Source organism: Yersinia rochesterensis (assembly GCF_003600645.1).
Lineage (GTDB): Bacteria > Pseudomonadota > Gammaproteobacteria > Enterobacterales > Enterobacteriaceae > Yersinia > Yersinia rochesterensis.
Map to the genome: position 1 here is coordinate 558,987 of NZ_CP032482.1, position 24,385 is coordinate 583,371.

Genomic DNA, 24,385 nt, shown 5'->3' on the forward strand with positions numbered 1-24,385 from the left:
AAATCCTTTTCTATGGGGGGATGTGCTGGGAATGTCTCTGCTAAAAGAGATAAGTATCGACACAGAGGGGCAATGATTGCCCCATCCGGAATAAAATTAACTGAATAGCGGTAGGTTACTGTCGGTAAAGGGAATTTTTACCTGTATAACCTGCTGTTGACGAGTTAATTTGATGGATAATATCTCGCCATTATTGTCCACTTGAACATCCAACAGTGGGTCGTGGTTATTCATATCAAATACGCAAGTGACCAGTGACTCGGGTTGATGATGACGTAAAACCAGATAACTGATATCACGCACTGACGGGTTTGCTGGTGCCAGCCCTTGGAATAGGGTGGCATCCGCAGCGAGCCAAAGTGATAATGGGTGTGCTGCTGCTGTTTGATAGTGGCACTGAATCACGCCATTAAGTGGTTGGGCGGTAACCTGATGTAAATATTGCATCGGCCCACTGTTACTGAAGGTGGTACTTTCCCCGACTGATTCCATTGCCATGCCGTCAATATGCAGTGTCCAGCTCCACTCTTGCTGATGTGGATTAATGATACTGCTGAGGTCAATAATGGCGTCATCCAGCCACAAAATACGGCGACGGAATTTTACATCGCGATAAGCTTCGCAATCCCATTGAACACGAGTATGGCTGTCTAACTCGGGCGCTTTTTTACGCCAATCTACCTCTGTATCCAACCAACTAAATTTTGCCGATTGATGCCAGTTATGAATCACCGGCACAGCGGGCGGCTGATTTGCCTGGTTAATACTAAGCGTATTGTGAGTGGCGCTATTTTTGTAGTAACCATAATGTAGCTGCGCGCCATAACCAGTGGTGCCTAAATCCGGCAGAATTTCGTGCCCTTGCTCAAACAGAATTAAATTTAGCCGATCATAATGATCGTGTTCACCTCCGTAAGGGCTGTGTTTTACCAACAAAGCACGACCAGACTGCGGTTGGCGCAAGATGGTCAGCCCGCAATCCGGTGCATGCAGTGTATCTGTTGGAATGACATCAATCATTTGTGGTGGTAATTCTTCAACGCCATACAGCAGAGCATCCAAATTTAGGCGCGGCTCATGGCGATAAATATGCTGTAGGGCGGCAGCATATTCATCATTACCATAAGTTTTAAAAGCAAACTCATACAAATGGGCATGATTGAGTTGCTCTTGACCCGCAGTACAATCATTGATGCGCGGGAATGTGCCATCGGGCATCAGCAGTTTTAAAGGGAAGCTGAGCATATCGCGGTAATAAGGTAACGCCAGCAGACTGTAGCGGCTACCGGCGGCCAGTTTTTCAAATGACCAGAAGCCTTGCAGCGCATAAAAGTGATAATGCACCGAGCCTTCAAACCATAATCCCTCATTGAACAACCCATGTTCTAGCTGATAACGCAGGCCATACTCGGCATTCACCGCAAACTCAATATAGTGTTCATCTTCGAGGATCAAGCCGATCACCGCGATAGCGCTGCTGATCTTCACTTCATGGTTATGCAACTGGCGGGTGCGGTGTTGCATTAAGAAATCCGCACCCTCCCGCAATAAACGCCCGGCGATACAGTCGCGTTGTTCCTGACTGAGCGTATCGGCAATAAAGTCATAACCCAATGCAAAATCAAGCAGGCAATTGGCCTCACACAATGTCTGCGCATTGGCTTTGCCCGGCCCGTTGTACGGTATCCCCCCGTGAACTTCATAGTCAGGATAGTAGCGGGCGTAATTGATCAGAATATCCCGCACCTTTTCGAAGTAACGTATTTCTCCAGTGAGTTGCCACAGTAAACCGAGCTGATTACAAGCTTTGGCATTGAGGCCATTAAGCGCCCGCCACCAGGCGCCGTCATAGGGTTCTCCGCTAAACAGATGCGAGTCTATCGGGCACCGGTGTTGAGTCGGTGAATGGCGATCCCACTCCAACATCACACCGTGATCAGGGCAATAATAGTAATGGTTCCAGGTGGCGATACCGGTGGTCGGGACTTGTGTTTTTGAGTCCAAAATCACCTGATTACCCGCAATCAGCGTGGCAATAATATCCGGCTGCTGCACTGTATTTCCTTGATATTGCACTGTATTTTCCTGATGTAGCACAGCGCGCTGGCGGATTTTTGCCATCTGCCGATCCGTAAACTGCTTCATATCTGGTGTGTCCTCGCGGTGCTTATTTTTTTGTGTTCAATGGCTGTGTTATTGGGTAAAGCAGGATTTCAACGGCATCCGGATATTGGGCAATCAGGTATTGCGCTTTCTGTTGGAAATCAGTGTCAGCCGGGTAGGCGCGGGCGGCCGTTATCATATTGACCAAGGCTTTTTTATCTTGTACCCCGTCCAAGTCTTTGTACGGCCAAACCTGGTCGGTATTGATAAAGCCCGCGACATATTGATAGCCTTTTTTCAAACTGTGTTCATCAAGGCTAAAGTTCCAGATATCTTTATCGGCGACTTCACCCAGGCGGCCCAGCTTGTTGTAGGCTTCCAGATGGAAATTACTGTAATGCCATGGGCGGGTGCGTTCCAGTTCTGCATTTTGGCGGCCTTGCATATCAAAATGTGACGGAATTCGGCGCAGTTGCGTGATTTCTAAGCGTTTTTGTGCGGCGGCTTTTTGGTCGCTGAATAACGCAAAAGAGGCGGCTTGCATATCAAAATAGGTGCCGTGGTTATTATGCCAATTATCCTCTTCGAAACCATTTTGGCTGGTGGTCATCCATTGATAAAAATCTTTGTACCAAAGTTTGATCGCTTGATAGTCGGCGTCATTGAGGACATTTGCGGGCCTTATCAATTCCACCGCATCAATCACGTCTACCAGTGCCCGGCTATCTATCAAGCCAATACCTCGGCCTTCATTGATGCCTGGAATAGCTTGAGCATATTGTAGATTCGGGTTCATTCGGGTGTTAGGGTTGACGAACCAATTGACCAATAAATCGCGCGCTTTTTCGGCATACTCTGGCTTGCCGGTAAAGCTGTAAGCTAATGCCAGATAATAGACATCGGCACTGAAGCTGTTCATGCGTTTTTTATCAGTCGCGTCGCTATTGGCATCAGGATTCGTTTCGCCGTCTTTGCGTAAATAAGGCATGCCGTCTTTCTTACTTGGGTCCGGCCACCAATAAGGCGGGAAGCTGTAATAGTCATGTTTATCACCACTGGCGGCCAACAGACTTTTATCCATGACAGAGTAGAGCGGCGCTTTCAGGGCAATGTCTGCTTTAGCTATCAGATTTTTATAGGATTTCTCATATAGCGGATTGTTTTGTTTAATTTGGTCAATGCTATAGTTTATATCATTCATCTTTAATAATAATGGGTGGCTTTCTGCCGCGTAAATAAATGGCGAGGAGCCAAGAAGAATAGCCAGTAATAGGTTATTTTTACCCAACATTTTCATCATACTTTCCTTATTTTTTATGATTTACATGATTAAAAATAAAGTGTCTTGGTTAATTTAATTAATTTATTCATTTTTAATGAATAGTTTCCTTACCTTTCAAAAAACAAGGTTATTAAATTTATTGGTGCATTATCAATAAAGAGAACGCTGTTTCATTTCAGATGGATTTGAATTCTAGGGTAAAGTTTTAGGACTTTTGTGATCTAGATCGATATTATAAATCATCTGTTAATAAATGATTTAAATTGTGATTGGCATCAAATTAAATCTCTATTTTAGACATTTTTTAGGCAATTTAAATAATTACACGGTTTTTTTGTTTTTTTAAATGAATATTATAACTTTATGTTTTTAAATGTTAATTTAACTTAATTGTTATTTTGTCTCATTTTTCAAGTGTGATCTTAAGCATAAATTTTAAAATGGAATTAAGTTTTGTTTTTTATGGTGTAGTTTTTTGTTTTCCTCTGGGTTCTAATGTTGTCGAGTGTTTCGTGATTTTATTCTGTTATTTAAACTTCTGGGTAAATTCATAAAAATTAGATTTCAACGAGGACGCTAAGATGAAGACAAAAATGATAATGTCAAAAGTAAAAATAAAATCTTTGCTGGTGTTAACTTATTTAGCCATGGGGGTTCCTTCTCTCCACGCAGCAGAGACATTACAGGTGTGGATACGCGCCAGTAATGATTCAAAAAATATTTATAAAGCAGAAGCTGAAACTTTTGAGAAGAAAACCGGCATCAAAATTGAATATTTCAATGCCACCACCGATTTTGAACAGCGCCTGGCAAGGGCTGCGGCAGGTAATGCTTTGCCGGACTTGATTTTCAACGATGCGGCGGCTATCGGGCAGTTTGTTCAGCTCGGTATTGTTGAGCCGATTGAACCGAAAAATATTATTGGCGGGTCAGATATCTTAGATACCGCTTGGGAGAGTGCCCAATATATTGATGGTAAATATTATGGCGTACCCACTTCAGCACAAACTTTTGCTTTGTTTATCCGTAAAGATTGGCGCGAAAAACTGGGGTTAGAGTTACCGAAAAGCTGGGAAGATATCAGCACTCTGGCCAAAGCCTTTACCTTTAATGACCCCGATGGTAATGGCAAAAATGATACTTACGGCTTTATTTTGCCTGCCTCCACCACCCGTGGTTACACCAGCTGGTTTATCAGCTCCTATCTGTGGCAAGCCGGTGGTGACTTCATTCGCCCGGCCGGTGAGGGCAAATTTAAAGGCTCACTAGAAGAACCCGCAGCAGTTGAAACACTGAGCTTCATTCGCGGCATGGTGTGTGACAAAACGGCACAGCCGGGCGCGATTAATGCCACCACCGCCGATGCCATCCCTTCTTTCCGCTCCGGTCAAAGCGGCATGTTCGTCACCGGCCCATACCATATTGCTCTATTTGATAAAGATCCTGGTAAAGATGCTTTTGAAGTGATCCCGCCGCCAAAAGGGCCAAAAGGGCAGGCAACACTGGCCGAAGGTACCACGGTATTTATGATGAAAAGTAGCGAGAAAAAAGAAGCTGCTCAGAAATTCATAGAATTCATGATTTCACCTGAAGGCCAACAAATCGGCATGGGCATGGGCAGCAACAATATGCCGGTGGTGCGCTTATCCATTAATAAACTGGTTGATACCAAAGCAGTTTATAACGACCCACGCTGGGCAATGTTTGCAGATTTGTACGCCGAACATGGCCGCTATATTCCGCAAGTACCTAACTGGACGCCAATTCGTCAGGTCACTGCTGAAGGTTTCAACCGCATCTTAGCCAACTGTGAAGGTGATATTCCTGCTGAATTAAAAGCAGTGAATCAGAAAGTGAATGATGAGTTGGCTAAACAGAATGTCTTAGGGCAGTGAGTAAATCATGATAACGCTAACCCCCCGACTAAAACGTAATCTGGTTCCGTGGCTGTTCTTGGCCCCGGCACTGGTCATCTTCACCTGGTTTAAATTCATCCCGATGCTACAAGGGTTGGTGATGAGTTTTTACAAGGTTAACTTTAACCAGCCAAATGAGTGGGTCGGGTTTGACAACTTTTCCCGCGCGATGGGTGATGAAGCACTGCATTCTGCGGTTTTCAACACCCTGTTATATGTGGTGGTCACCATGGTGGTGGCCGCTTTTATCGCTTTCTTCTTAGCGATGCTATTGGAAGGGCCAGCGCGGCATTTGCGTTTTATCCGTACCGCAATCTTCTTGCCAGCGGTGACCAGTGCAGCGATCGTCGCCGAAATGTGGCGAATTCTGTTTAACCCGACCAGCAACGGTGTCGTCAACCACATTTTGTCGTGGTTTAGCATTGAAGCGCAGGGTTTTCTGGCCGATACCGACCAAGCGCTGTGGACCGTGATGCTGCTGCATATCTGGAAAGCCGTGCCTTACAACATGGTTATCTTTATTGCGGGTCTGGTGGGGATTAGCCGTGATTTGTACGACGCCTCGAATGTGGACGGCGCTAACTGGTGGAACCGTCTGCGTTACGTCACTTTGCCGGGCATGATCCCCGCGCTTTCTGTGGTGCTGATGCTGTCATTTATCCGTGGTTTCCGGGTGTTTGCTGAAGTCTATGCCACCACAGGCGGCGGCCCGTCTAATGCGACAGAAATGATAATGACTCATATCTACAAGCTGGGCTTTGAACAGTTTGATTATGGTTATGCGTCAGCGGTGTCCTTCCTGTTATTCGCTTTCACTGTGGTGCTGACTATTTGTCATCTCACCTTGAAAAAGCGTATAGCCCGTTACTAACCCGAGCCGGAGACTGGTAATGAAAAGTAAAAGTTGGAACAGTATCGGCCGCTGGGTAATTTATGGTCTGTTGCTGGTGGTTTTTGTCGGCCCATATTGGGGCATCATTGCCACCGCATTCAGCGGCGCACCGGTAAAACCGGGGGAGCTGCTGGCCTGGCCCAATCAATTCTCGTGGGATAACTTTATCTTTGCCTGGATGGATATCGGCGTCTGGCAATACCTGCTGAACTCCATCGTCGTGGTGTTCTTCGGCACCATTTTACAGGTGTCGGTCAGTGCTCTGGCGGCCTATGCGCTAGCCCGTAAAAAGTTTGTCGGGGTCTCGCTGACCAGCTTGATTATTCTGTCGACCATGATGCTGCCGGAAGAAGTTATCGCCATCCCGCTGTATATGATAATCAACTGGCGGCTGCCGGTGATTGATGCCTCGCTGTACAACAGCTATCTGGGCATGATCCTGCCGGTCGTGGGTTGGGCTTTCTCTATCTTCGTGCTGACCGAGTTTATGGCGGCTATCCCGAAAGAGCTGGAAGAGGCGGCGCGCATTGATGGTGCCAGTGAATGGCAAATATTCTTCCACGTCATCTTACCGCTGGTTAAACCGGCATTGGGCACCGTGGTGACTTTCGGCTTTATCATGATTTGGGACCAATACCTGTTGCCACTGATTGTGGTGAATCAGGACAGTTTGAACACTATTCCGGTGATCCTCGGCACATTACGCACTGACGAGACCATCACACCAAATATCTTTATTGCCATCACTCTGTTGGCGATGTTGCCAAGCATCATCGTGTATCTGGGTCTGCAAAAACATTTCAATCGCGGGATCATGTCTGGCGCGGTTAAAGGCTAGGGAGAAACAAAATGGGATCGGTTGTACTTAAAAATGTCTGTAAATCTTACGGTGACACCCATGTGATCCGCGATGTATCGCTGGAAATCCCTGACGGTGAGTTCTGCGTGTTAGTTGGCCCGAGCGGCTGCGGAAAATCCACCTTACTGCGCATGATCGCCGGGCTGGAGGAGATCTCCGGCGGCACGGTGGGCATCAATGATAAAGACGTCACTGACGTTGAACCCAAGATGCGCGACATTGCCATGGTATTCCAAAGTTATGCTCTGTATCCGCAAATGACGGTGCGCGAGAACATGGGTTTTGCGCTGAAAATGGCCAAAATGTCCAAAGCGGATATCAATAAAAAAGTGGAATCCACGGCGGAATTACTGGGTTTACAAGCTTTGCTGGAGCGGCTCCCGAAAGATTTGTCCGGTGGTCAGCGCCAGCGAGTTGCCATGGGCCGTGCCATCGTGCGTAACCCACAAGTGTTTTTGTTCGACGAACCCTTGTCGAACCTGGATGCCAAATTGCGTACTCAGGTGCGTGGCGAGATCCGCGAATTACATCAGCGGCTAAAAACCACGTCGGTGTATGTCACTCATGATCAGATTGAAGCTATGACTATGGGGCAGATGATCGTGGTGTTGCGCGATGGGCGCATTGAGCAAGTCGGCTCGCCACTGGATCTTTACGATCGTCCCGCCAATCTATTTGTCGCCGGCTTTATCGGATCGCCGGAGATCAATCAGTTGAAAGGCACCGTAGTGCTCAATACTGGAGAGCAACAACAGGATGGAGAATTCTTGCTGCGGCTGGAAGACGGCTCTTTGCTGACATTGCCAGCCGGTTTGCAAGTGACTGATGGGCAAAATGTGGTGTATGCCATTCGTCCGGAGCAGGTCAATGTGGTGGATGAAACGCACCACGCCAGCGCACTGAAAGCAACCATTACCGCGATTGAAAATACCGGCTCGGATATGCAGCTATTTTGCAGCACTGGTGGGGGCCGCTTTACCTCGGTGTTCAAACAGCGTTTGGCGGTGAATGCAGGGGAGACCGTGTATTTGCAGCCTAAGCTGGCCGGTATCCACATTTTTGATGCCGCCACTGGCGTGCGGGTTGCCAGTCAGGCTGCATAAAGGAAGCAATGCCCATGACGCCAATGAAATTGTACACGCTCGATGTGGATTGCCTTGCCAAAGCGAAAGCGGTATTGCAGCAGCCATTTTCACCATTACAACCGGCATTGCGCCGGTTATTAAGTGAAGCCGATGCATTGCGCGATCAACCGCCGGAAAGTGTGACACACAAAACGCTACTGCCCGTCAGTGGCGACATTCACGATTATTACAGTTTTGGCACTTACTGGTGGCCGAATCCGCGTAAGCCCAATGGATTGCCTTATGTGCGTCGCGATGGACATACCAATCCACAGAGCCAGAATGACGATACCGACACGCAGCGCATTGAACGGATGTGTGACCGCTGCCTAACCCTCGGACTGGCTTACTATTTTACCGGAAATAGCCGCTATGCTCAGGTGGCGGCAGAGCAGATCCGTTGTTGGTTTTTAGATGCCAAAACCCGGATGAACCCGCACTTGAATTATGGTCAGGCCATCCCCGGCATTGTTTCTGGCCGTGGGACGGGGTTAATCGATACCCGGCTGATGTGGATGGTGATTGATACTATTGGGTTGATATTGCCCGCCAAGCTACTGGATACCGAGGATACCGCGGTGTTGCAGCAGTGGTTCCGTGACTTTAACCACTGGATGTTTCACAGCGAAGTGGGCCATTCGGAATATGTCTGGCACAACAACCACGGCACCTGGTATGACGTGCAGCGCGCGGCAAATGCGATGTTCTATGGCGATCGTGGGCTGGTTTCCACCATTATTCGCCAGGGGATAACCCAACGGCTGGCGGCACAAATAGCGCAAGACGGTAAGCAATGGATGGAACTGGAGCGCACCGTGCCTTTCCATTATTCCTTATTCAATATGGAGGCGCATTTGCTGCTGTGCCGCTACGGCGAGCATGTAGAAATAGGCCGCTGGGAGTGGGTGCAGGACGGCCGTAATGTGCAGCAAGGCATTGATTATTTACTGCCTTTTATTGCTGAACCCGAATTGTGGCCTTACCGCGATTTGCGCGGCATTGATTATGACAGCGCATTGCGGCTGTTATTACAGGCGGCTCGGGGCTATCCACAAGAGGCCAAACGCTATCAGGCGGTGCTCGCCACTTTGCCAGCAGACACCCTGACATCACGCGACCGTCTGATGTGGCAAAGCTAATAGAGGTAAAAGCTAATAGAGGCAAAAGTTAATCGAGCTAAAGTTGATGTACACTGAAAGCTGTTTTTAGCTGGAAAGTGATGTGAATATGAGTGACGTGAATAACCCTGATGATCTGATCTCCATTACCCGCTTCCTGCGCCAGCAACATGTCCTGACGCTGTGCGCTGGCAGCGGTATGGAGATGTGGTGCGCCAACTGTTTTTATGTCTTTGATGAAGCCCAAATGGCGCTTTATCTGATGACAGAAAAACACACTCGCCACGGCGAGCTGATGCAGGTAAACCCGCAGGTTGTCGGAACCATTGCTACCCAACCGCGTACCGTGGCCTTGATAAAAGGCATTCAATATCGCGGCGAAATAACTGAATTAACGGGCGATGCCGAACACCTCGCTCGCCAGCGCTATTGCCGCCGTTTCCCAGTGGCTAAAGTCGCCTCCGCTCCCCTCTGGCAGCTCAATTTGCTGGAAATCAAGATGACCAATAATACCCTTGGTTTTGGCAAGAAATTGTATTGGAATACATGCCCTTAGCCCTTGAAGTTGCAGGGGTGTTAGCTACTCTCACTTACCCGAATCACTTACTTGAGTAAGCTCATCGGGATAAGTTCGTTTGCCGCCTACCTGCAAAACTCCAATGACTTTGGGCATAGTTTCTTCGCTATGTTCTGGTGTTTCTGGTATTTATTATTCATAACAATTGATTTGATGATTGTCTCCATGTTGGGTGGTGCTAGTGTTTTTATTGGGAGGTTAGATGGCGAAGGTACTATTACTGGGGGCAAGTGGTTTGGTAGGGGGCGAATTACTGCGCTTGCTACGTTTGGATGCCCGCGTGACATCTATTATTGCGCCAACTCGTAAACCATTGGCTGCTATGAATAAACTGATTAATCCGCAAGGCGAGAATATCGGCGAGTTGCTAAAAACACTCAATGAGCCAGTGGATTTAGTTTTTTGCTGTCTGGGCACCACCCGTAAGCAAGCGGGCAGTCAGGCGGCGTTTCGGCAGGTGGATTATCGGCTGGTGCTGGCAGCGGGTGAAACCGGTTTGCGGCTTGGTGCGCGGCATTTCCTGCTAGTGAGCGCGATAGGGGCGAATCCAAATTCATGGCTGTTTTATAACCGCACCAAAGGTGAGGCTGAGCGGGATTTGCAAGCTCAGGGCTGGCCACAACTTACTTTCGCCCGGCCGTCCATGCTGGCGGGTCAGCGCACGGCACCACGATTAATGGAAAGTCTCAGCGCCCCGCTATTTGCCTTATTACCTGATAAATGGCGCTTAATTAAAGCCAAAGATGTGGCGCAAGCACTGCTGGATCAAGCTTTTGCTCCGCCGAAAGAGGGCGTGACAGTATTATCATCAGCCCAAATGCAACATCCCCTTCGTACTTGAAGCCGCAGGGGGGTTAGCTGCATTCACTCACCCGAATCACTTACTGGCGCAAGCTCATCGGAATTCATTTACTGGCTGTCTACCTGCGATTCCAATGACTTTGGGGAGCAATTATTATAAGCTAATTATCTGATTATCTTGAGCAATAGTGATGCCGGCGGGCAGTGTGTTGTCGAGCGCCCAGACATCCAACTGGTGACTAATGTGGGTCAGTAAAGTGGCTTTGGGCTGCAATAACTCACTGATGGCGAGCGCCATTGTCACGTCATTATGATTACGTGGCGGTGGATTATTTTGTGAAAGCTCCTGTGGCGGATGGCTGCAATCTTGCACCAGTAAATCAATGTTTTTACTGGTTAAAAATAGCGCGCTATCAGCCGGTAACCCAATGGTATCTGTCAAATAGGCGATAATTTTGTTGGTGCTTTGCAGTAAATAGCCGAAGGTGATTTTTGAGTGATTTAAGGGCACTGGCGTGACCCGTAAATTGCCAAATTTAATCGGGTGAAATGCCCTTAATGGCGGCTGAAAAGCCAGTATTCCTGGGTGCTTATACAGATCGTCACAGCCGTCAGGATCCGCAGGGCCATAGACCGGGATCGCATTTGCGCACCCCCAACGTAACGGAAATAACCCCTGAACGTGATCCATGTGGTAATGTGTAAGCAAAAAACGCTGAATTTCCCCCGCAGCAAACTGCTGATCCAGTGTCGGCAACCCCGCATCAATCAAGGTCGTTTCCCCCTGATAACGCAACATTGCACTGCAAGATTTACGGCGTAGCGCGGGCTGCACTCTGGCTTTGGCGCAAATCACACACTCACAGCCAAACACCGGCACCTGTTGGGCGCATCCGGTTCCTAACAATGTCAGTTCCATGATTGACTCTCTTTGGTGTGTTCTGATGACGAGCCGATTGCCAGTAATTGCTGCAATTGCCCCAGTGTGTGGTACAGCTCGCCGTCATTGCAAAGTTGCAAGCAGTTAACTGGCAGTTGTTGCTGATAATGTTGCGCCCGCTGTAAACGCGCCTCGATTTGCTCACTGTTTTCACGGCCACGTTGCTGTAAACGCTGGGCTAAAATAGCGGGCGAAACAGTCAGACACAGCGGCAGTAATTGGTCGTGATAGCGCCGTAGGGCCTCAGGTAAATAAGCGCGGGAGCCATTTACCACCACATCCAGCCCGCGTTGCAGCCAGATATCAATCTCAATTCCCACCCCATAATGATGCTGATGTGCTTGCCAACACAGCGCAAATAATCCCTGTTCGGCGCGCAATAAAAACTCCTGCTCACTCAGCGCAATATGATTTTCAGCGCCCGCGTGGGCCTCGCGGGTAATATAGCGGTGCGCTACCATCATATTGACGGGCATTGCTGCCCGTAGTGCGGACAGCAGGCAATCCTTACCGGCACCGGAAGCGCCCATTAGATAGATTAAGCGCGCCATCAAAACACCTGTATTCCTTGCCGCCAGACATTTTGCACGTAAACATGTTGACCCTGCGGGCCATCATGGGTGCGAGCTAAGATCAAATCCGCGCGTTTTCCCTCGGCAATGACACCGCGATCCTCCAGCCCCAAGGCCCTGGCCGGGTTACGTGTCACCAGATTGACCGCTTGCGGCAAAGTGAAGCTGTTGGTCGAGTCCTGCGCGATACGGAATGCCGCATCCAGCAAGCTGGCGGGGTAATAATCGGAAGATAAAATATCCAATACGCCCAGTGTCGCCAGTTGGTGCGCCGCCACATTGCCGGAATGGGAGCCACCGCGCACAATATTGGGCGCACCCATCAAAACTTGTAACCCATGTTGGTGCGAAGCCCTGGCCGCCACTTCGGTGGTGGGAAATTCGGCAATGACGCTGCCCAATTGTTGTGATTCCGCCACATGTTCGGCAGTGGCATCGTCATGGCTGGCTAGTGCAATGCCCCGTTGGCGGCAGTGAGCGGCAATGGCCTGCCGGTTTTGCCCTGACCAGCGGGCTGAAAGGCTGATTTGCTCTTCTTCAAATTCTGCCATTTGCAAGTCATTAAGATGATATTTCCCCTGATAATATTCACGGTACTTAGCCCGTGAAGCAAACTGGCGCTGGCCCGGCGAGTGATCCATCAAAGAAACCAATGAAAGCTCTGGCTGCATCATCAGTTCTTCAAACAGTGGCAAGGTGCTGTCATGGGGTAATTCACAACGTAAATGAATCCGGTGTTCAGCTCGATTCAATCCCGCCCGCTGACTCTCAACCACCGCATTAATCATTTTTTGCAGATTATCCAGCCGATGACCGCCATCCCGTACATCGCCGACAGCCACGGCATCCAACACCGTGGTGATGCCGCTGGCCACCATCAGCGCATCGTGGCTGCTCATTGCTGAATGCGCGGGCCAATCCACATTGGGGCGCGGGGTGAAAAACTTGTCGAGATTATCAGTATGCAGCTCGATCAACCCCGGCAATAACCAGCTATTTTGTCCATCAAGAGCCGCTGAAAGTTGTGTCGGGCGATCACTGAAACTGCGGATCACGCCTTGCTGGATTTCCAGTGATCCGTTGACCACCTGATCCTCGAGAATAAGATTAATGTTATTGAGGATCATAATGAGACCTCCGTGCTGACATTAGAGGGCGGTGGGGTCATGGTCAGTAGGCGGTCACTGACATGATTTCGCACGTTTTCATCGTGGAAAATCCCGACAATCGCCGCTCCGCGCTGTTTAGCTTCATCAATCAGGCTAACCACTGCCGCGCTATTGGTGCTGTCCAGTGAGGCGGTCGGCTCATCCAGCAGTAAAATAGGGTAATCGACGATAAAACCACGGGCGATATTGACCCGTTGTTGTTCGCCGCCGGAAAAGGTGGAGGGGGCCAAATCCCACAATCTCGGCGGCACATTGAGGCGGGTTAGCAAGTCTTGCGCCCGCTGTTGGCAGATTTGCCGGTCAATCCCTAGCTCCAGCAAGGGCTGCATCACTACATTTAATGCACTGATCCGCGGGATCACCCGCAAAAATTGGCTGACCCAACCCACAGTATGGCGGCGCACGACCATAATCTGCCGAGCTTCGGCGCTCACCATATCCAGCCATTCACCCTGATGTTTCACCCAGATATGGCCGCTGTCGGGTAAATAATTGGCATATAAGGAGCGCAGTAAGGTCGATTTTCCGCTGCCGGAATGGCCGTGTAGCACGACACATTCTCCACTGCTGACTTCCAGCGAAGTTTGATGTAGCACCGGCAGACGAATGCCGTGCTGGTGGTGTAACACAAAGGTTTTACTGAGATTTTCAACTTTGAGTTGCAGGGGAGTCATGGGCAGTTGCAGGGAGTTCATAGTCAGCTCTCAATCAGTTTTGCAGCACGGATGAAACCAGTAATTGGGTATAAGGATGGTGAGGATCATCCAACACCCTGTCAGTTAGGCCGCTTTCGATAACCCGGCCCTCTTTCATCACCAGCAGGCGGTTAGCTAATAAGCGGGCAACCCCCAAATCATGAGTGACAATCACCACCGCCAGTTGCATTTCCACCACCAGATTGCGCAGTAAATCTAGCAACCGTGCTTGCACCGACACATCCAGACCGCCAGTCGGTTCGTCCATAAACACCAGTTTTGGATGAGTCACCAGATTGCGAGCAATTTGCAGCCGCTGTTGCATCCCACCGGAGAAGGTGGTGGGCATGTCGTCCAGACGGGATAATGGGATCTCGACATCCTCCAGCCAGCGGCCTGCTTGTTGGCGAATTTCGCCATAATGGCGCTGCCCGATGGCCATTAGCCGTTCGCCGATATTGCCGCCCGCCGAGACTTGTGGCCGCAGCCCATCAAGTGGATGCTGATGAACCACGCCCCATTCAGTGCGCAGTAAACGGCGGCGTTGGCTTTCTGCCATCTGATATAAATCAAGTGCTTGCTGTGCATCAGGGCGGTAAATAATTTGCCCCTGTTGCGGTGTCAGGCGGGCTGAAATGGATTTCAGCAAAGTTGTTTTCCCCGAGCCAGATTCGCCAACAATCCCTAATACTTCGCCGGGATACAGTTGGAAAGAGACATCGCTGAACCCCTTACCCGGCGCGTACAAATGGGTGAGATTCTCCACCGACAACAGCGGATGGGCGACGGGGGTTTTTAAAGTAATGGATGTTAAAATAGCGGCTTGTGAAATCATGGGATATTTACCTCTGGTGCAGCGGCCTCAGCCAATTGCTGCTGGCAATAATCAGTATCCGAGCAAACAAACATCCGGCTGCCTTTATCATCCATCACCACTTCATCAAGATAACTGTGGCGCGAACCGCACAGGGCGCAAGGCTCATCCCATTGCTGCACGGTAAACGGGTGGTCGTCGAAATCCAGACTTTCTACCTTGGTAAAGGGCGGCAGGGCATACAGGCGTTTTTCCCTACCGGCTCCAAACAGTTGCAGCGCGGGCATCATGTGCATCTTGGGGTTATCAAATTTCGGGATTGGCGACGGGTCCATCACGTAGCGGTCATTCACTTTCACCGGATAGGCATAGGTGGTGGCGATATGGCCGTAGCGGGCGATATCTTCATACAGTTTGACCTGCATCACGCCGTACTCCTCCAAAGCATGCATTTTGCGGGTTTCAGTTTCGCGCGGTTCAATAAAGCGCAGCGGCTCTGGGATGGGCACTTGATAGATAAGAATCTGATCTTCAGTCAGTGCTGTTTCTGGAATGCGGTGCCGGGTCTGGATCAAGGTGGCGTCAGTGGTTTTTTCCGTGGTGGCGACCCCACTGACGCGCTGGAAGAAGCGGCGGATCGACACCGCGTTGGTGGTGTCATCAGCCCCTTGGTCGATCACTTTCAGCACGTCATAGCGGCCAATCAAACAGGCGGTTAGCTGAATTCCACCGGTGCCCCAGCCATAGGGCATCGGCATCTCACGCCCGCCAAATGGCACCTGATAGCCGGGAATGGCCACGGCTTTGAGTAGCGCGCGGCGCAGGGTGCGTTTGGTTTGCTCATCCAGATAGCCCAGATTATAACCGGCGAGGATTTCAGTCATGGCGCGGCTCCTGCGGTTGTGAAGTGAGTGGCTGAGTGGATGGCTGTTGTAAAGTAAGTAAATGCTCACACCGCAGGCGCTTGAGTAACTCGAGTTCGGCTTGGAAATCCACGTAATGGGGCAGTTTGAGGTGAGAGACAAAACCGGCGGCTTCGACATTATCGGCGTGGGATAATACAAATTCTTCATCCTGTGCCGGGCTGGCGACATCTTCGGCATATTCCCGGCTTTGCAGGGCGCGGTCCATCAGTGCCATCGACATGGCTTTGCGCTCTCCACGGCCAAACACCAGCCCATAACCGCGGGTAAAGTGCGGCGGTTCTGACTCTGGGCTGACAAAACCATTCACCATTTCGCATTCGGTCAGCAGGATTTCGCCGATATCAATGGCAAATCCCAGTTCTTCCGGCTCAATGGAAATTGTCAGGTAGCCCGTGCGGATCTCGGCGGCGAATGGGTGAGTGCGGCCATAACCGCGCTGGGTGGAATATCCTAGCGCCAGCAGGAACCCCTCATCACCGCGCACCAGTTGTTGCAGCCGTGCCGAGCGATTGCATGGGTAAACCGGCGGATTGCGGGTGATATCTTCCGGCGGGGTATCGTCATCTTGCTCAACATGCGCTAATTGCTCTTGGGCCAATAAATCAAACACATGGGCGTAAAAAACTTGCGATAAATCTTCTGACGATGCTTCCCTGCTATTGGGGGCGCGCGGGGCATCTCCTGCGGCCATCAGGGTGAAATCCAGTAGCCGGTGGGTGTAATCGTAAGTCGGGCCAAGCACTTGGCCGCCGGGCAAATCTTTGTAAATGGCGGAAATACGGCGCTCCAGCCGCATATTGCCAGTGGTCAGCGGTTGGCTGACTGCCAGACGCGGCAAAGTGGTGCGGTAGGCGCGCAGCAGGAAAATGGCCTCCACCAGATCGCCACTGGCCTGTTTGATGGCCAAAGCGGCCAATTCGCGATCATAAATTCCGCCCTCGGTCATCACCCGATCCACCGCCAGTCCTAGCTGTTGCTCAATTTGTTCGCAATCGACCGCCGGGATTTGTGTATCGCCACGGCGCTGGTGTTCCAGTAACTGATGGGCGGCGGCAATAGCTTTTTCGCCCCCTTTGACGGCAACGTACATCAGCACACCTCCACATGGGTAGTGCGTGGGATTGCCATTAGGTTCTCGCCACAGGTGAGTAGAAAATCGAGTCCCGCAGGGAATGCGGCGGGGCGGTTAAGCAAGTAATTCAGCACAGCAGAGGGTAATTGCGGCGCGACCGTGCGGTAGTGTTCAATTCCCGGCCCGCGTAGGCGCAGAGGTACGCCGTGATGCAGGTTTTCGGCCTGAAGAATGACCGTGGTGGAGTGCTCCGGCGAAAGTTCATTACCCGCCGGGCAGTTAGCCAGCAAATCTTCGGTTATCTCATGGTCAAATAAGGCAAAGCTGGAGGTACTGATGCTAGCCGTCAGGGGCGCTCCGCAATGAAAACGCACATTCTGCTGCACGGCATCATTGTTAAGCACTGGTGCTAAATAGAGCGGCGTTTCCTGATCTGCCAGAGTCAGCAAAATACTGGTGGCGGCGGGATTTAATGGTGGCCAGCCGCGACTATGGGGTAGCGAAATCAAGACCCCAGGCTCACTTAACGCTTTGAGAATACGGCGAAAAGCATGTTGGGCATCATCAACCGGTTGGTCGAAATGGGTTAATAAGATCATTAATCTTCTCCTCGTACTAAGGTGAAGAAATCAACTTTGCTGGTGGCGATAGCTTGGGCGCGTAATTCCCGCCGTTCTTGCTGTATCGCCGCCAGTGGGTGAATGACGGTTTTCAGTAACAATTCACTCAGGCCAGCAGGTTTACCGTTAATTATTGAAAGCTGTAATAACGCATCCAACACGGCGCAAAGTTCTGCATGGGGCTTATTGCGCCCGGCAATGTAGCTGTAGCCGTAGGTGTCCGCGTTATCGTCGAGTTTGATAACCGCGCGGGTGATGGTCATATCGCCCAGAATAAATCGGCGGCCAGTACCGCCCATCCGCGCCTGCAATTGGTTTAAACCAATTTCGGGAGCGCGAATGACTTGATATTGCGGTGATAGATTCAAAGGTTGCCAATGGGCAAGTAATTGCGCCGGTTGGCTGTGGGCCAACACTGACATCCAGCCTTGCCGCGTGTTCGAGGTACTTTCCATTTAGTGCTCCATGGTCAGTTCAATCATGTCAGCGCGGGTCAGACTGACGGAATACTCCGCCACCTGCTGGCTAGCAACTCCAATATTCAAGGTGCGCACACAGAGCAATGGGGCGTGGGTGGCGATTTCCAGCAAGCGGCTCTCTTTGGCTTGAGCACGGCGTGCGCTGATGCGAGTTTGGCTACGGCTTAATGGCTGTTGTAGATGTTGGGCGATGAATTGATGCAGTGAGCCGGAGTTAAACTGCTGTAATGCAGGCCACCAATTCAGGTCTGGCAGGTAGTGATCAATAACACAGACTGGGACACCATTGACTCGGCGCAAGGTGCGCAAATGAATCACTGTCGTCCCTTCATCCAAAGACAGAGCTTTGGCGACATGCTCAATACAGGGGCGTAAAACCGCGAGTAAGCGCTCACTGGTGGGGTCACTGCCCTGATCTAATAAGTTTTGGCTAAAGCGCGCATTGGCATGCAGCGGATAATCATAAGGGCGCATCAACACCAGAATGCCGATGCCCTGCCGGCGTTGCAGCCAGCCGCGCTCGACCAGTTCATCGACGGCGCGGCGCAGAGTATGGCGATTCACCTGATAGCGTTCAGCCAATTGTTGCTCGGAAGGCAGATAGTCGCCACAGCGATAAGCGCCGCGCAACTCTTGCTCTAACTGGGCCGCAATTTGTTGATAGCGGGTGGGATAACTGGTCGGTGGTCTAGATAAGTGCATGGCAGATAACCCTTCTCTGTGTATCAACACTCCCGACAGCCATCCACACTGAAACAACAAAAGTAGCAATATTGATGAGCAGGTGGCGGAGGGTCATGGTGATAGCCCGTAAGTTTTCTCACCGCTATGCTGGCGGTTTTTAATGACAGTAGGGTTAAGCTGAGATGGCAGAACGATGAAGTTTTACGCGGTTGATAACGCGATTTTTACAAGGGAAAGTGTATTTTGGGGGGAGATATGAACAGCGATAGCCACCACCATTCTGCGCATTGGAAAGCACAGAATGGAATAGTGAACAGAATGGCTAAAATAAATTACCGCAGGTGATGGATAACTTGGTTACCGCTGCCGCGCCAGATAAGTGAAGGGTCTTTTAGGTCTTGCACAAATTTACCATCGACCAGTACATTAATTAAATCAACCACTTGTAGCTGCTCGATGGTCAGTTCAGCCAGTGTATAGCCGGTCCAGACCCAAATATCTTTGCCGTCGCACTCTTGGCGTACACGTTTTACCAATTGCAGAATGGCGGGCAGATTTTGCGGATGTAGCGGATCACCGCCGGAGAGGGATAACCCTTGCCGATGGATGCGCGAGTCATTCAGATCCGCAACTATCCGATCTTCCATTTCTTGGGTAAATGGTTTACCCGAATTCAGTCGCCAGGTGCTTTTGTTATAACAGCCCACACACTCGTGCACACAGCCGGAGACAAACAGTGTGCAGCGGGTGCCGGGGCCGTTGATGACATCGACTGGATAATATTGGTGATAATTCAATGTGATAATCAGCCCAGTTGTCCGTTTGCCAAATGCTTAACGCGGCGCTTCACTTCTTCTTGTTTACCGGCGTTAAATGGCCGTGCATCCGGGCTGCCTAAATAACCACATACCCGACGGGTGACCGACACTTTCGACGGCTCATGATTACCACATTTCGGGCAGGTGAAACCCTTGCTGGTACAAGAGAATTCGCCGGTAAAACCGCATTCATAACATTCATCAATCGGCGTATTGGTGCCGTAATAAGGCACTCGGCTGTAGCTGTAATCCCAGACATCCTCTAGCGCTCTGAGGTTGTGCTGCAAGTTCGGGTATTCGCCGTAACAAATGAAACCGCCGTTAGCCAATGGTGGATAAGGCGCTTCGAAGTCCAGTTTGTCATACGGATTAACTTTCTTTTCAACATCCAGATGGAAGCTGTTGGTGTAATAGCCTTTGTCGGTGACACCCTCGACCACACCAAATTCTGCGGTATCCAGACGGCAGAAACGATCACACAGGTTTTCACTTGGCGTGCTGTACAAACTAAAGGCGTAGCCGGTTTCTTCTTTCCAGTTATCAGTGGCTTGTCTCATGCGTTCGACGATAGCCACGCCTTTTTCACGTAATTTTTCGTCATCAAAGACATGTGCATGATGACCAAACAGGGCATTAACTGTTTCATGAATACCAATGAAGCCCAGAGAGATAGATGCGCGGCCGTTTTTAAAGATTTCTGAAATATTATCATCCGCTTGCAAGCGCACCCCACAAGCCCCCTCCATATATAGGATAGGAGCCACGCGAGCTTTGATCCCTTCCAGACGCGCAATGCGGGTCATCAGGGCCTTCTTGGCTAGCAACAGGCGCTCATCCAGCAATTGCCAGAATTTTGCTTCATCGCCCTGGGCTTCCAATGCAATACGCGGCAGGTTAAGACTAATAACCCCAAGGTTATTACGGCCATCGTGGATTTGCTTGCCATCTTCTTCATACACACCCAAGAAGCTGCGGCAGCCCATTGGCGTTTTGAAAGAGCCAGTAACTTTAACCACTTGATCATAATTGAGAATATCTGGATACATGCGCTTGGTTGCGCACTCTAGCGCCAACTGTTTGATATCGTAGTTGGCATCGCCAAATTTATGGTTTAGACCATCACGGATAGCAAAAACCAGTTTCGGGAACACTGCGGTTTTGCGATTTTTGCCCAAACCGGCAATGCGATTACGCAGAATCGCCTGCTGAATCATGCGCGATTGCCAGCTAGTGCCCAGCCCGAAGCCGAAAGTGACAAACGGCGTCTGGCCATTGGCGGTATGCAGGGTATTGACTTCATATTCCAGTGATTGGAATGCGTCGTAGCACTCTTTTTCAGTACGCGACATAGCATAACCGGCGGCATCGGGGATCTGCCACTCTTCGGCTACCGCCTTATGTTTGTTAAAGCTTTCCGTGACAAATGGCGCCAGGACTTCATCAATACGGTTAATGGTTGTGCCGCCATAGATATGGCTGGCGACCTGCGCAATAATCTGAGCGGTCACTGCGGTGGCGGTAGAAATGGATTTTGGCGGCTCAATTTCCGCATTACCCATTTTAAAACCTTGGGTCAGCATGCCATTAAGGTCAATCAGCATGCAGTTGAACATGGGGAAGAACGGCGCGTAATCCAAATCGTGGTAGTGAATTTCACCGCGCTCATGAGCCAAAACCACATCCCGTGGCAAAATATGTTGTTTGGCGTAATGTTTCGCGACAATACCGGCCAGCAGATCCCGCTGAGTTGGGATGACTTTGCTGTCTTTATTCGCATTTTCGTTCAGCAGCGCTTGGTTACTTTGCTCTACCAGACCGCGAATTTCCTGATTCAGGCGACCACGCAGTTCGCGCGAGATATCCCGGTCATGGCGATACTCGATATAAGCTCGGGCGAGCTGCTTATATTGACCGGCCATCAGTTGGTTTTCTACCGCAGTTTGGATGTCGCGGATATCAACTTTCGACTGGTTCTCCATCGTCTGAGCGACCACACGAGCAACAGTTGCACAATAATCTGCGTCTACCACGCCAACTGCCAGCGCTGCGCGCTCGACCGCTTCCTTGATTCGCACCTCATCAAAAGGTACCTGACAACCGTCCCGTTTAATCACTACTGTTTTCACAATGTCGCTCCTGTTTACTGCCGCAAAGGTTATCCACAAGACAACCCGCAGCACATCAGGGTTGCGAGGGGGTGTGGATGATTTTGTGGATAACTACTACATATGGGTTTTTAAATCACTAGAAGCACTATATATAGGTGGCGGTAAACAAGTTTGACTTAGGACAAGGAAAACAGCGTTAGGTTACTCCCTGTTCAGAGCACCCCAAAATAGGCATTTTTATGCCGCCTTTTTGTACAGGACGACATAAGTCAGCGCCACTGCGGATTGGTGGCGGTGATTAAGGGGTTTTAGTTGATGTGATTGTGTGTACAAATTCAGTATAAATTTGATATTTCGCAAGCTGCTGTTAGCTTACTTGAAGCATGATTGGCAATTGAAGGAGAAATGTTACCCCATAAAATGTTCCGCTAACTCAAGATCCCGCCGCGTAAACTCTCTTACAATCTTCCCACTCTCCATCATGGCTGCGCGCTCGGACATGTGTGCGACCACATCACTGTCATGGCTAACCAGCAAATAGGTCATGCCGTGTTCGCGTTTCAAGTGATTGAGTAAGTTGAGAATTTCTGCCTGAACTGACATATCTAATGCTGAAGTCGGCTCATCCAGCAGCAACAGTTTGGGCCGCAATAACAGGGCGCGGGCGATGGCAATCCGCTGGCGCTGGCCGCCGGAGAATTGATGAGGGTAGCGCTGTGCCGCAGAAGCCGGTAAGCCCACTTGCTCTAAAGCTTGATCAATTCGCTGCTGAATATGTTGCTCGCCATGAATCTTTAGCGGCTCACCCAATGTGCGCTGAATATTATGCTGAGGATGGAGAGAAGCATAAGGGTCTTGGAACACCATCTGCACCTCTTTGCGCAGTTGGCCGGTAAAACGGTGCCCTGGTTGCAAAGGTTGGCCCAGCAAGGTTATCTCGCCTTGCCACTCGCGCTGCAAGCCCGCCAGAGTGCGTAATACGGTAGATTTACCACAGCCAGATGCGCCAATCAGACTGAAAGTTTCACCCTCTTCAACGGTAAAACTGACCGACTCAACCGCCGTTTTCAACTGATTTTTTTGAGCAAAACTGACCCGTAGATTTTTGACTTCAATCAGTGCCACGGGAACCTCCAGAGAAATCAGCGCTGCGATCTAATACTGGTAAATCAGTGCCATAGGTGCTGGCGTTCGGGCGGCAGGCCCACAAAGTATGGGTATAAGGGTGGGTTGAATGGGGTAAGTCAGCCGCCGCGCCTTGATCCACCAGTTTCCCCTGATACATCACTAACACCCGATGGCAATGCTCGGCAACCAGCGGAAGATCGTGGCTTATCAGCAACAAACTCATATTGCGCTGCTCAGTCTGCTCGACAATCAACTCCAATATTTGGTTGCGCAGTTTGGCATCCAATGCGGAGGTGGGTTCATCAGCAATTAATACCCGTGGGTTATTCACCAAAGCGATGGCTAACATCGCCCGTTGGCCCATGCCACCCGAAAGTTGGCCGGGATAACTGTGCCAGGCACTGGCATTTAGCCCGACCGAGGCGAGCGCATTTAATACCCGCTCGCGGGTATCCGCACCGGAAAGCGCATTATGCAGCAGCAGAGATTCTTCAATTTGTTTCCCCACGGTGCGCACCGGATTCAGTGCATAGCGCGGGTCTTGCAGCACCATGGCAATTTCACTGCCACGTAATGCGGCCCATTGCTTTGGTTTCAACTGCAGTAAATCGTGTTCAGTAACTTGACCAGCATTGCCCTGTGCGTCGGTGTTATCCGCATAATAACTCAGCTTTTTGGCACTGACTTTGCCCGGCGTGCGCACTAACCCCATCAACGCTCTGGCGGTAATGGATTTGCCCGAGCCGGACTCTCCCACCAACGCAACCCGCTCGTGGCCGAGATGGAATGAAATATTATCCACCACCCGCTGTTGTTGGAAATCGACACAGAGATTGTCGACGGCAAAAATTTTATCAGTCATGGTGAGGGTCCAAAATATCGCGCAGGCCATCGCCTAACAGATTAAATGCCATGCTGCTCAGTAAGATAGCGCAGCCCGGAATCGCGGCAATCCACCATTGGTCAAAAATAACCTGCATGCCGTCGGCGACCATAGATCCCCATTCTGACATCGGCGAGCGAGCACCTAACCCAAGGAAACCAAGCCCGGCAGCGGCTAAGATGATCCCGGCTAAATCTAATGCCAGCCGCACCACTGCCGAGGGGAGGCACATAGGCAGAATATGGCCCCACAGCAGCCGCAACCCTTTGATTCCCATCATTTCAGCGGCGGCCAGATAATCACTTTTACGCAGTAATTGAATCTCTGCTCTGGCCTGACGGGCATAGGCCGGCCAGGTGGTCAGCGCCAATGCCAGTGCGCCGTTAATTAAACCGGGGCCGAGCATGGCGACGAAAGCAAAAGCCAGAATCAGACGCGGCATCGACATCACCACATCAGTGACGCGCATCAGAATACGTTCGAGCCAGCCGCCGTAATAGCCGGAAAGCACCCCGACCAGCAAACCCAGCGGCAGGGTTATCACGGTCACCAGCAGCACCAGCCCCAAGGTTGGGCGCGTCCCGTAAATCAGGCGCGACAGCATATCGCGGCCATAGCTGTCAGTCCCCAACCAGTGGTCGCGACCCGGTGGTAGCAGGCGGTCAGCCGCGTTTTGCCAGTTGGGATCAAAGGGTGCCAGCCACGGGGCGAAAATCGCGATGAACACCAGCAAGGAGAGAATAAACAGCCCGATGCTGGTGGAGGGCGAACGTTTCAGTGCATGGAAGAATTTTGTCATTGGCAT

General features: G+C 50.5%; 24 protein-coding genes. 7 read left to right on the top strand and 17 right to left on the bottom strand.

Going from position 1 to position 24,385, the window contains the following annotated elements:
* Nucleotides 1-96 precede the first annotated feature (96 nt).
* Nucleotides 97-2,145, bottom strand: coding sequence for a heparinase II/III domain-containing protein (locus tag DXZ79_RS02715; RefSeq protein WP_120011070.1), 2,049 nt, complete (start codon nt 2,143-2,145; stop codon nt 97-99).
* A gap of 22 nt (nt 2,146-2,167) precedes the next feature.
* Complete coding sequence (locus DXZ79_RS02720) at nt 2,168-3,400, bottom strand: alginate lyase family protein (protein ID WP_162928769.1); 1,233 nt, start codon at nt 3,398-3,400, stop codon at nt 2,168-2,170.
* Between the two features lie 566 nt (nt 3,401-3,966).
* On the opposite strand from DXZ79_RS02720, the gene DXZ79_RS02725 reads away from it, so the two are divergent.
* The 7 genes from DXZ79_RS02725 (at nt 3,967) to DXZ79_RS02755 (ending at nt 10,712) form a co-directional block, all read left to right on the top strand.
* Entirely contained in the window at nt 3,967-5,280 is a 1,314-nt protein-coding gene (locus DXZ79_RS02725) for an ABC transporter substrate-binding protein (protein ID WP_038636758.1), read from the top strand.
* Between the two features lie 7 nt (nt 5,281-5,287).
* Nucleotides 5,288-6,172: a carbohydrate ABC transporter permease gene (locus tag DXZ79_RS02730; protein WP_005156239.1), complete on the top strand. Its 885-nt coding sequence runs from the start codon at nt 5,288-5,290 to the stop codon at nt 6,170-6,172.
* Nucleotides 6,173-6,191: 19 nt separating this feature from the next.
* On the top strand, nt 6,192-7,031 hold the full coding sequence (locus tag DXZ79_RS02735; RefSeq protein ID WP_038636754.1) for a carbohydrate ABC transporter permease: 840 nt from the start codon (nt 6,192-6,194) through the stop codon (nt 7,029-7,031).
* 11 nt (nt 7,032-7,042) lie between these two features.
* Complete coding sequence (locus DXZ79_RS02740; protein ID WP_038636751.1) at nt 7,043-8,155, top strand: ABC transporter ATP-binding protein; 1,113 nt, start codon at nt 7,043-7,045, stop codon at nt 8,153-8,155.
* Between the two features lie 14 nt (nt 8,156-8,169).
* A complete protein-coding gene (locus DXZ79_RS02745) occupies nt 8,170-9,315 on the top strand; it encodes an alginate lyase family protein (RefSeq protein WP_038636747.1) in 1,146 nt (381 codons plus the stop codon).
* A gap of 88 nt (nt 9,316-9,403) precedes the next feature.
* On the top strand, nt 9,404-9,850 hold the full coding sequence (locus DXZ79_RS02750) for a YhbP family protein (protein ID WP_038636744.1): 447 nt from the start codon (nt 9,404-9,406) through the stop codon (nt 9,848-9,850).
* Between the two features lie 223 nt (nt 9,851-10,073).
* Complete coding sequence (locus tag DXZ79_RS02755; RefSeq protein WP_050291552.1) at nt 10,074-10,712, top strand: Rossmann-fold NAD(P)-binding domain-containing protein; 639 nt, start codon at nt 10,074-10,076, stop codon at nt 10,710-10,712.
* Between the two features lie 114 nt (nt 10,713-10,826).
* Here DXZ79_RS02755 and phnP read toward each other — a convergent pair whose 3' ends face one another.
* From phnP to DXZ79_RS02830, 15 genes are all read right to left on the bottom strand, one after another.
* Nucleotides 10,827-11,591, bottom strand: coding sequence for a phosphonate metabolism protein PhnP (gene phnP, locus DXZ79_RS02760; RefSeq protein ID WP_038636738.1), 765 nt, complete (start codon nt 11,589-11,591; stop codon nt 10,827-10,829).
* Nucleotides 11,582-12,163 (bottom strand): ribose 1,5-bisphosphokinase, encoded by a 582-nt coding sequence (phnN, locus tag DXZ79_RS02765; RefSeq protein ID WP_038636736.1) that lies wholly within the window; start codon nt 12,161-12,163, stop codon nt 11,582-11,584. Before phnN ends, phnP begins: the two co-directional genes overlap by 10 nt.
* A complete protein-coding gene (gene phnM, locus DXZ79_RS02770; protein WP_038636734.1) occupies nt 12,163-13,311 on the bottom strand; it encodes an alpha-D-ribose 1-methylphosphonate 5-triphosphate diphosphatase in 1,149 nt (382 codons plus the stop codon). Before phnM ends, phnN begins: the two co-directional genes overlap by 1 nt.
* Complete coding sequence (phnL, locus tag DXZ79_RS02775; RefSeq protein ID WP_072103613.1) at nt 13,308-14,027, bottom strand: phosphonate C-P lyase system protein PhnL; 720 nt, start codon at nt 14,025-14,027, stop codon at nt 13,308-13,310. Before phnL ends, phnM begins: the two co-directional genes overlap by 4 nt.
* A gap of 34 nt (nt 14,028-14,061) precedes the next feature.
* On the bottom strand, nt 14,062-14,883 hold the full coding sequence (phnK, locus tag DXZ79_RS02780) for a phosphonate C-P lyase system protein PhnK (RefSeq protein ID WP_042562591.1): 822 nt from the start codon (nt 14,881-14,883) through the stop codon (nt 14,062-14,064).
* A complete protein-coding gene (locus DXZ79_RS02785) occupies nt 14,880-15,746 on the bottom strand; it encodes an alpha-D-ribose 1-methylphosphonate 5-phosphate C-P-lyase PhnJ (protein ID WP_038636728.1) in 867 nt (288 codons plus the stop codon). Before DXZ79_RS02785 ends, phnK begins: the two co-directional genes overlap by 4 nt.
* A complete protein-coding gene (locus DXZ79_RS02790) occupies nt 15,739-16,878 on the bottom strand; it encodes a carbon-phosphorus lyase complex subunit (RefSeq protein ID WP_038636725.1) in 1,140 nt (379 codons plus the stop codon). The genes DXZ79_RS02785 and DXZ79_RS02790 overlap by 8 nt, the downstream gene beginning before the upstream one ends.
* Nucleotides 16,878-17,459, bottom strand: coding sequence for a phosphonate C-P lyase system protein PhnH (gene phnH / locus DXZ79_RS02795; protein WP_120011073.1), 582 nt, complete (start codon nt 17,457-17,459; stop codon nt 16,878-16,880). The genes DXZ79_RS02790 and phnH overlap by 1 nt, the downstream gene beginning before the upstream one ends.
* Nucleotides 17,459-17,935 carry a phosphonate C-P lyase system protein PhnG gene (phnG, locus tag DXZ79_RS02800; RefSeq protein ID WP_038636719.1) on the bottom strand — a complete coding sequence of 159 codons (477 nt, stop codon included), beginning with the start codon at nt 17,933-17,935 and terminating at the stop codon, nt 17,459-17,461. The genes phnH and phnG overlap by 1 nt, the downstream gene beginning before the upstream one ends.
* On the bottom strand, nt 17,936-18,661 hold the full coding sequence (phnF, locus tag DXZ79_RS02805; RefSeq protein ID WP_038636716.1) for a phosphonate metabolism transcriptional regulator PhnF: 726 nt from the start codon (nt 18,659-18,661) through the stop codon (nt 17,936-17,938).
* Nucleotides 18,662-18,975: 314 nt separating this feature from the next.
* The gene (gene nrdG / locus DXZ79_RS02810) at nt 18,976-19,440 is read right to left on the bottom strand and encodes an anaerobic ribonucleoside-triphosphate reductase-activating protein (RefSeq protein ID WP_120011074.1); all 465 of its coding nucleotides are present in this window, start codon (nt 19,438-19,440) and stop codon (nt 18,976-18,978) included.
* An 8-nt stretch (nt 19,441-19,448) separates the two neighbouring features.
* Nucleotides 19,449-21,587 carry an anaerobic ribonucleoside-triphosphate reductase gene (nrdD, locus tag DXZ79_RS02815; protein WP_038636712.1) on the bottom strand — a complete coding sequence of 713 codons (2,139 nt, stop codon included), beginning with the start codon at nt 21,585-21,587 and terminating at the stop codon, nt 19,449-19,451.
* A 390-nt stretch (nt 21,588-21,977) separates the two neighbouring features.
* Entirely contained in the window at nt 21,978-22,694 is a 717-nt protein-coding gene (locus DXZ79_RS02820) for an ABC transporter ATP-binding protein (RefSeq protein ID WP_038636708.1), read from the bottom strand.
* On the bottom strand, nt 22,681-23,559 hold the full coding sequence (locus DXZ79_RS02825) for an ABC transporter ATP-binding protein (protein WP_038636705.1): 879 nt from the start codon (nt 23,557-23,559) through the stop codon (nt 22,681-22,683). The genes DXZ79_RS02820 and DXZ79_RS02825 overlap by 14 nt, the downstream gene beginning before the upstream one ends.
* A complete protein-coding gene (locus tag DXZ79_RS02830) occupies nt 23,552-24,385 on the bottom strand; it encodes an ABC transporter permease (protein WP_120011075.1) in 834 nt (277 codons plus the stop codon). Before DXZ79_RS02830 ends, DXZ79_RS02825 begins: the two co-directional genes overlap by 8 nt.

What these genes read in the sequence shown, in the direction of transcription:
- DXZ79_RS02715 (WP_120011070.1), bottom strand. Translation starts at nt 2,145, where the DNA reads ATGAAGCAGTTTACGGATCGGCAGATGGCAAAAATCCGCCAGCGCGCT.
- DXZ79_RS02720 (WP_162928769.1), bottom strand. Translation starts at nt 3,400, where the DNA reads ATGAAAATGTTGGGTAAAAATAACCTATTACTGGCTATTCTTCTTGGC.
- DXZ79_RS02725 (WP_038636758.1), top strand. Translation starts at nt 3,967, where the DNA reads ATGAAGACAAAAATGATAATGTCAAAAGTAAAAATAAAATCTTTGCTG.
- DXZ79_RS02730 (WP_005156239.1), top strand. Translation starts at nt 5,288, where the DNA reads ATGATAACGCTAACCCCCCGACTAAAACGTAATCTGGTTCCGTGGCTG.
- DXZ79_RS02735 (WP_038636754.1), top strand. Translation starts at nt 6,192, where the DNA reads ATGAAAAGTAAAAGTTGGAACAGTATCGGCCGCTGGGTAATTTATGGT.
- DXZ79_RS02740 (WP_038636751.1), top strand. Translation starts at nt 7,043, where the DNA reads ATGGGATCGGTTGTACTTAAAAATGTCTGTAAATCTTACGGTGACACC.
- DXZ79_RS02745 (WP_038636747.1), top strand. Translation starts at nt 8,170, where the DNA reads ATGACGCCAATGAAATTGTACACGCTCGATGTGGATTGCCTTGCCAAA.
- DXZ79_RS02750 (WP_038636744.1), top strand. Translation starts at nt 9,404, where the DNA reads ATGAGTGACGTGAATAACCCTGATGATCTGATCTCCATTACCCGCTTC.
- DXZ79_RS02755 (WP_050291552.1), top strand. Translation starts at nt 10,074, where the DNA reads ATGGCGAAGGTACTATTACTGGGGGCAAGTGGTTTGGTAGGGGGCGAA.
- phnP (WP_038636738.1), bottom strand. Translation starts at nt 11,591, where the DNA reads ATGGAACTGACATTGTTAGGAACCGGATGCGCCCAACAGGTGCCGGTG.
- phnN (WP_038636736.1), bottom strand. Translation starts at nt 12,163, where the DNA reads ATGGCGCGCTTAATCTATCTAATGGGCGCTTCCGGTGCCGGTAAGGAT.
- phnM (WP_038636734.1), bottom strand. Translation starts at nt 13,311, where the DNA reads ATGATCCTCAATAACATTAATCTTATTCTCGAGGATCAGGTGGTCAAC.
- phnL (WP_072103613.1), bottom strand. Translation starts at nt 14,027, where the DNA reads ATGACTCCCCTGCAACTCAAAGTTGAAAATCTCAGTAAAACCTTTGTG.
- phnK (WP_042562591.1), bottom strand. Translation starts at nt 14,883, where the DNA reads ATGATTTCACAAGCCGCTATTTTAACATCCATTACTTTAAAAACCCCC.
- DXZ79_RS02785 (WP_038636728.1), bottom strand. Translation starts at nt 15,746, where the DNA reads ATGACTGAAATCCTCGCCGGTTATAATCTGGGCTATCTGGATGAGCAA.
- DXZ79_RS02790 (WP_038636725.1), bottom strand. Translation starts at nt 16,878, where the DNA reads ATGTACGTTGCCGTCAAAGGGGGCGAAAAAGCTATTGCCGCCGCCCAT.
- phnH (WP_120011073.1), bottom strand. Translation starts at nt 17,459, where the DNA reads ATGATCTTATTAACCCATTTCGACCAACCGGTTGATGATGCCCAACAT.
- phnG (WP_038636719.1), bottom strand. Translation starts at nt 17,935, where the DNA reads ATGGAAAGTACCTCGAACACGCGGCAAGGCTGGATGTCAGTGTTGGCC.
- phnF (WP_038636716.1), bottom strand. Translation starts at nt 18,661, where the DNA reads ATGCACTTATCTAGACCACCGACCAGTTATCCCACCCGCTATCAACAA.
- DXZ79_RS02825 (WP_038636705.1), bottom strand. Translation starts at nt 23,559, where the DNA reads ATGACTGATAAAATTTTTGCCGTCGACAATCTCTGTGTCGATTTCCAA.
- DXZ79_RS02830 (WP_120011075.1), bottom strand. Translation starts at nt 24,385, where the DNA reads ATGCCAATGACAAAATTCTTCCATGCACTGAAACGTTCGCCCTCCACC.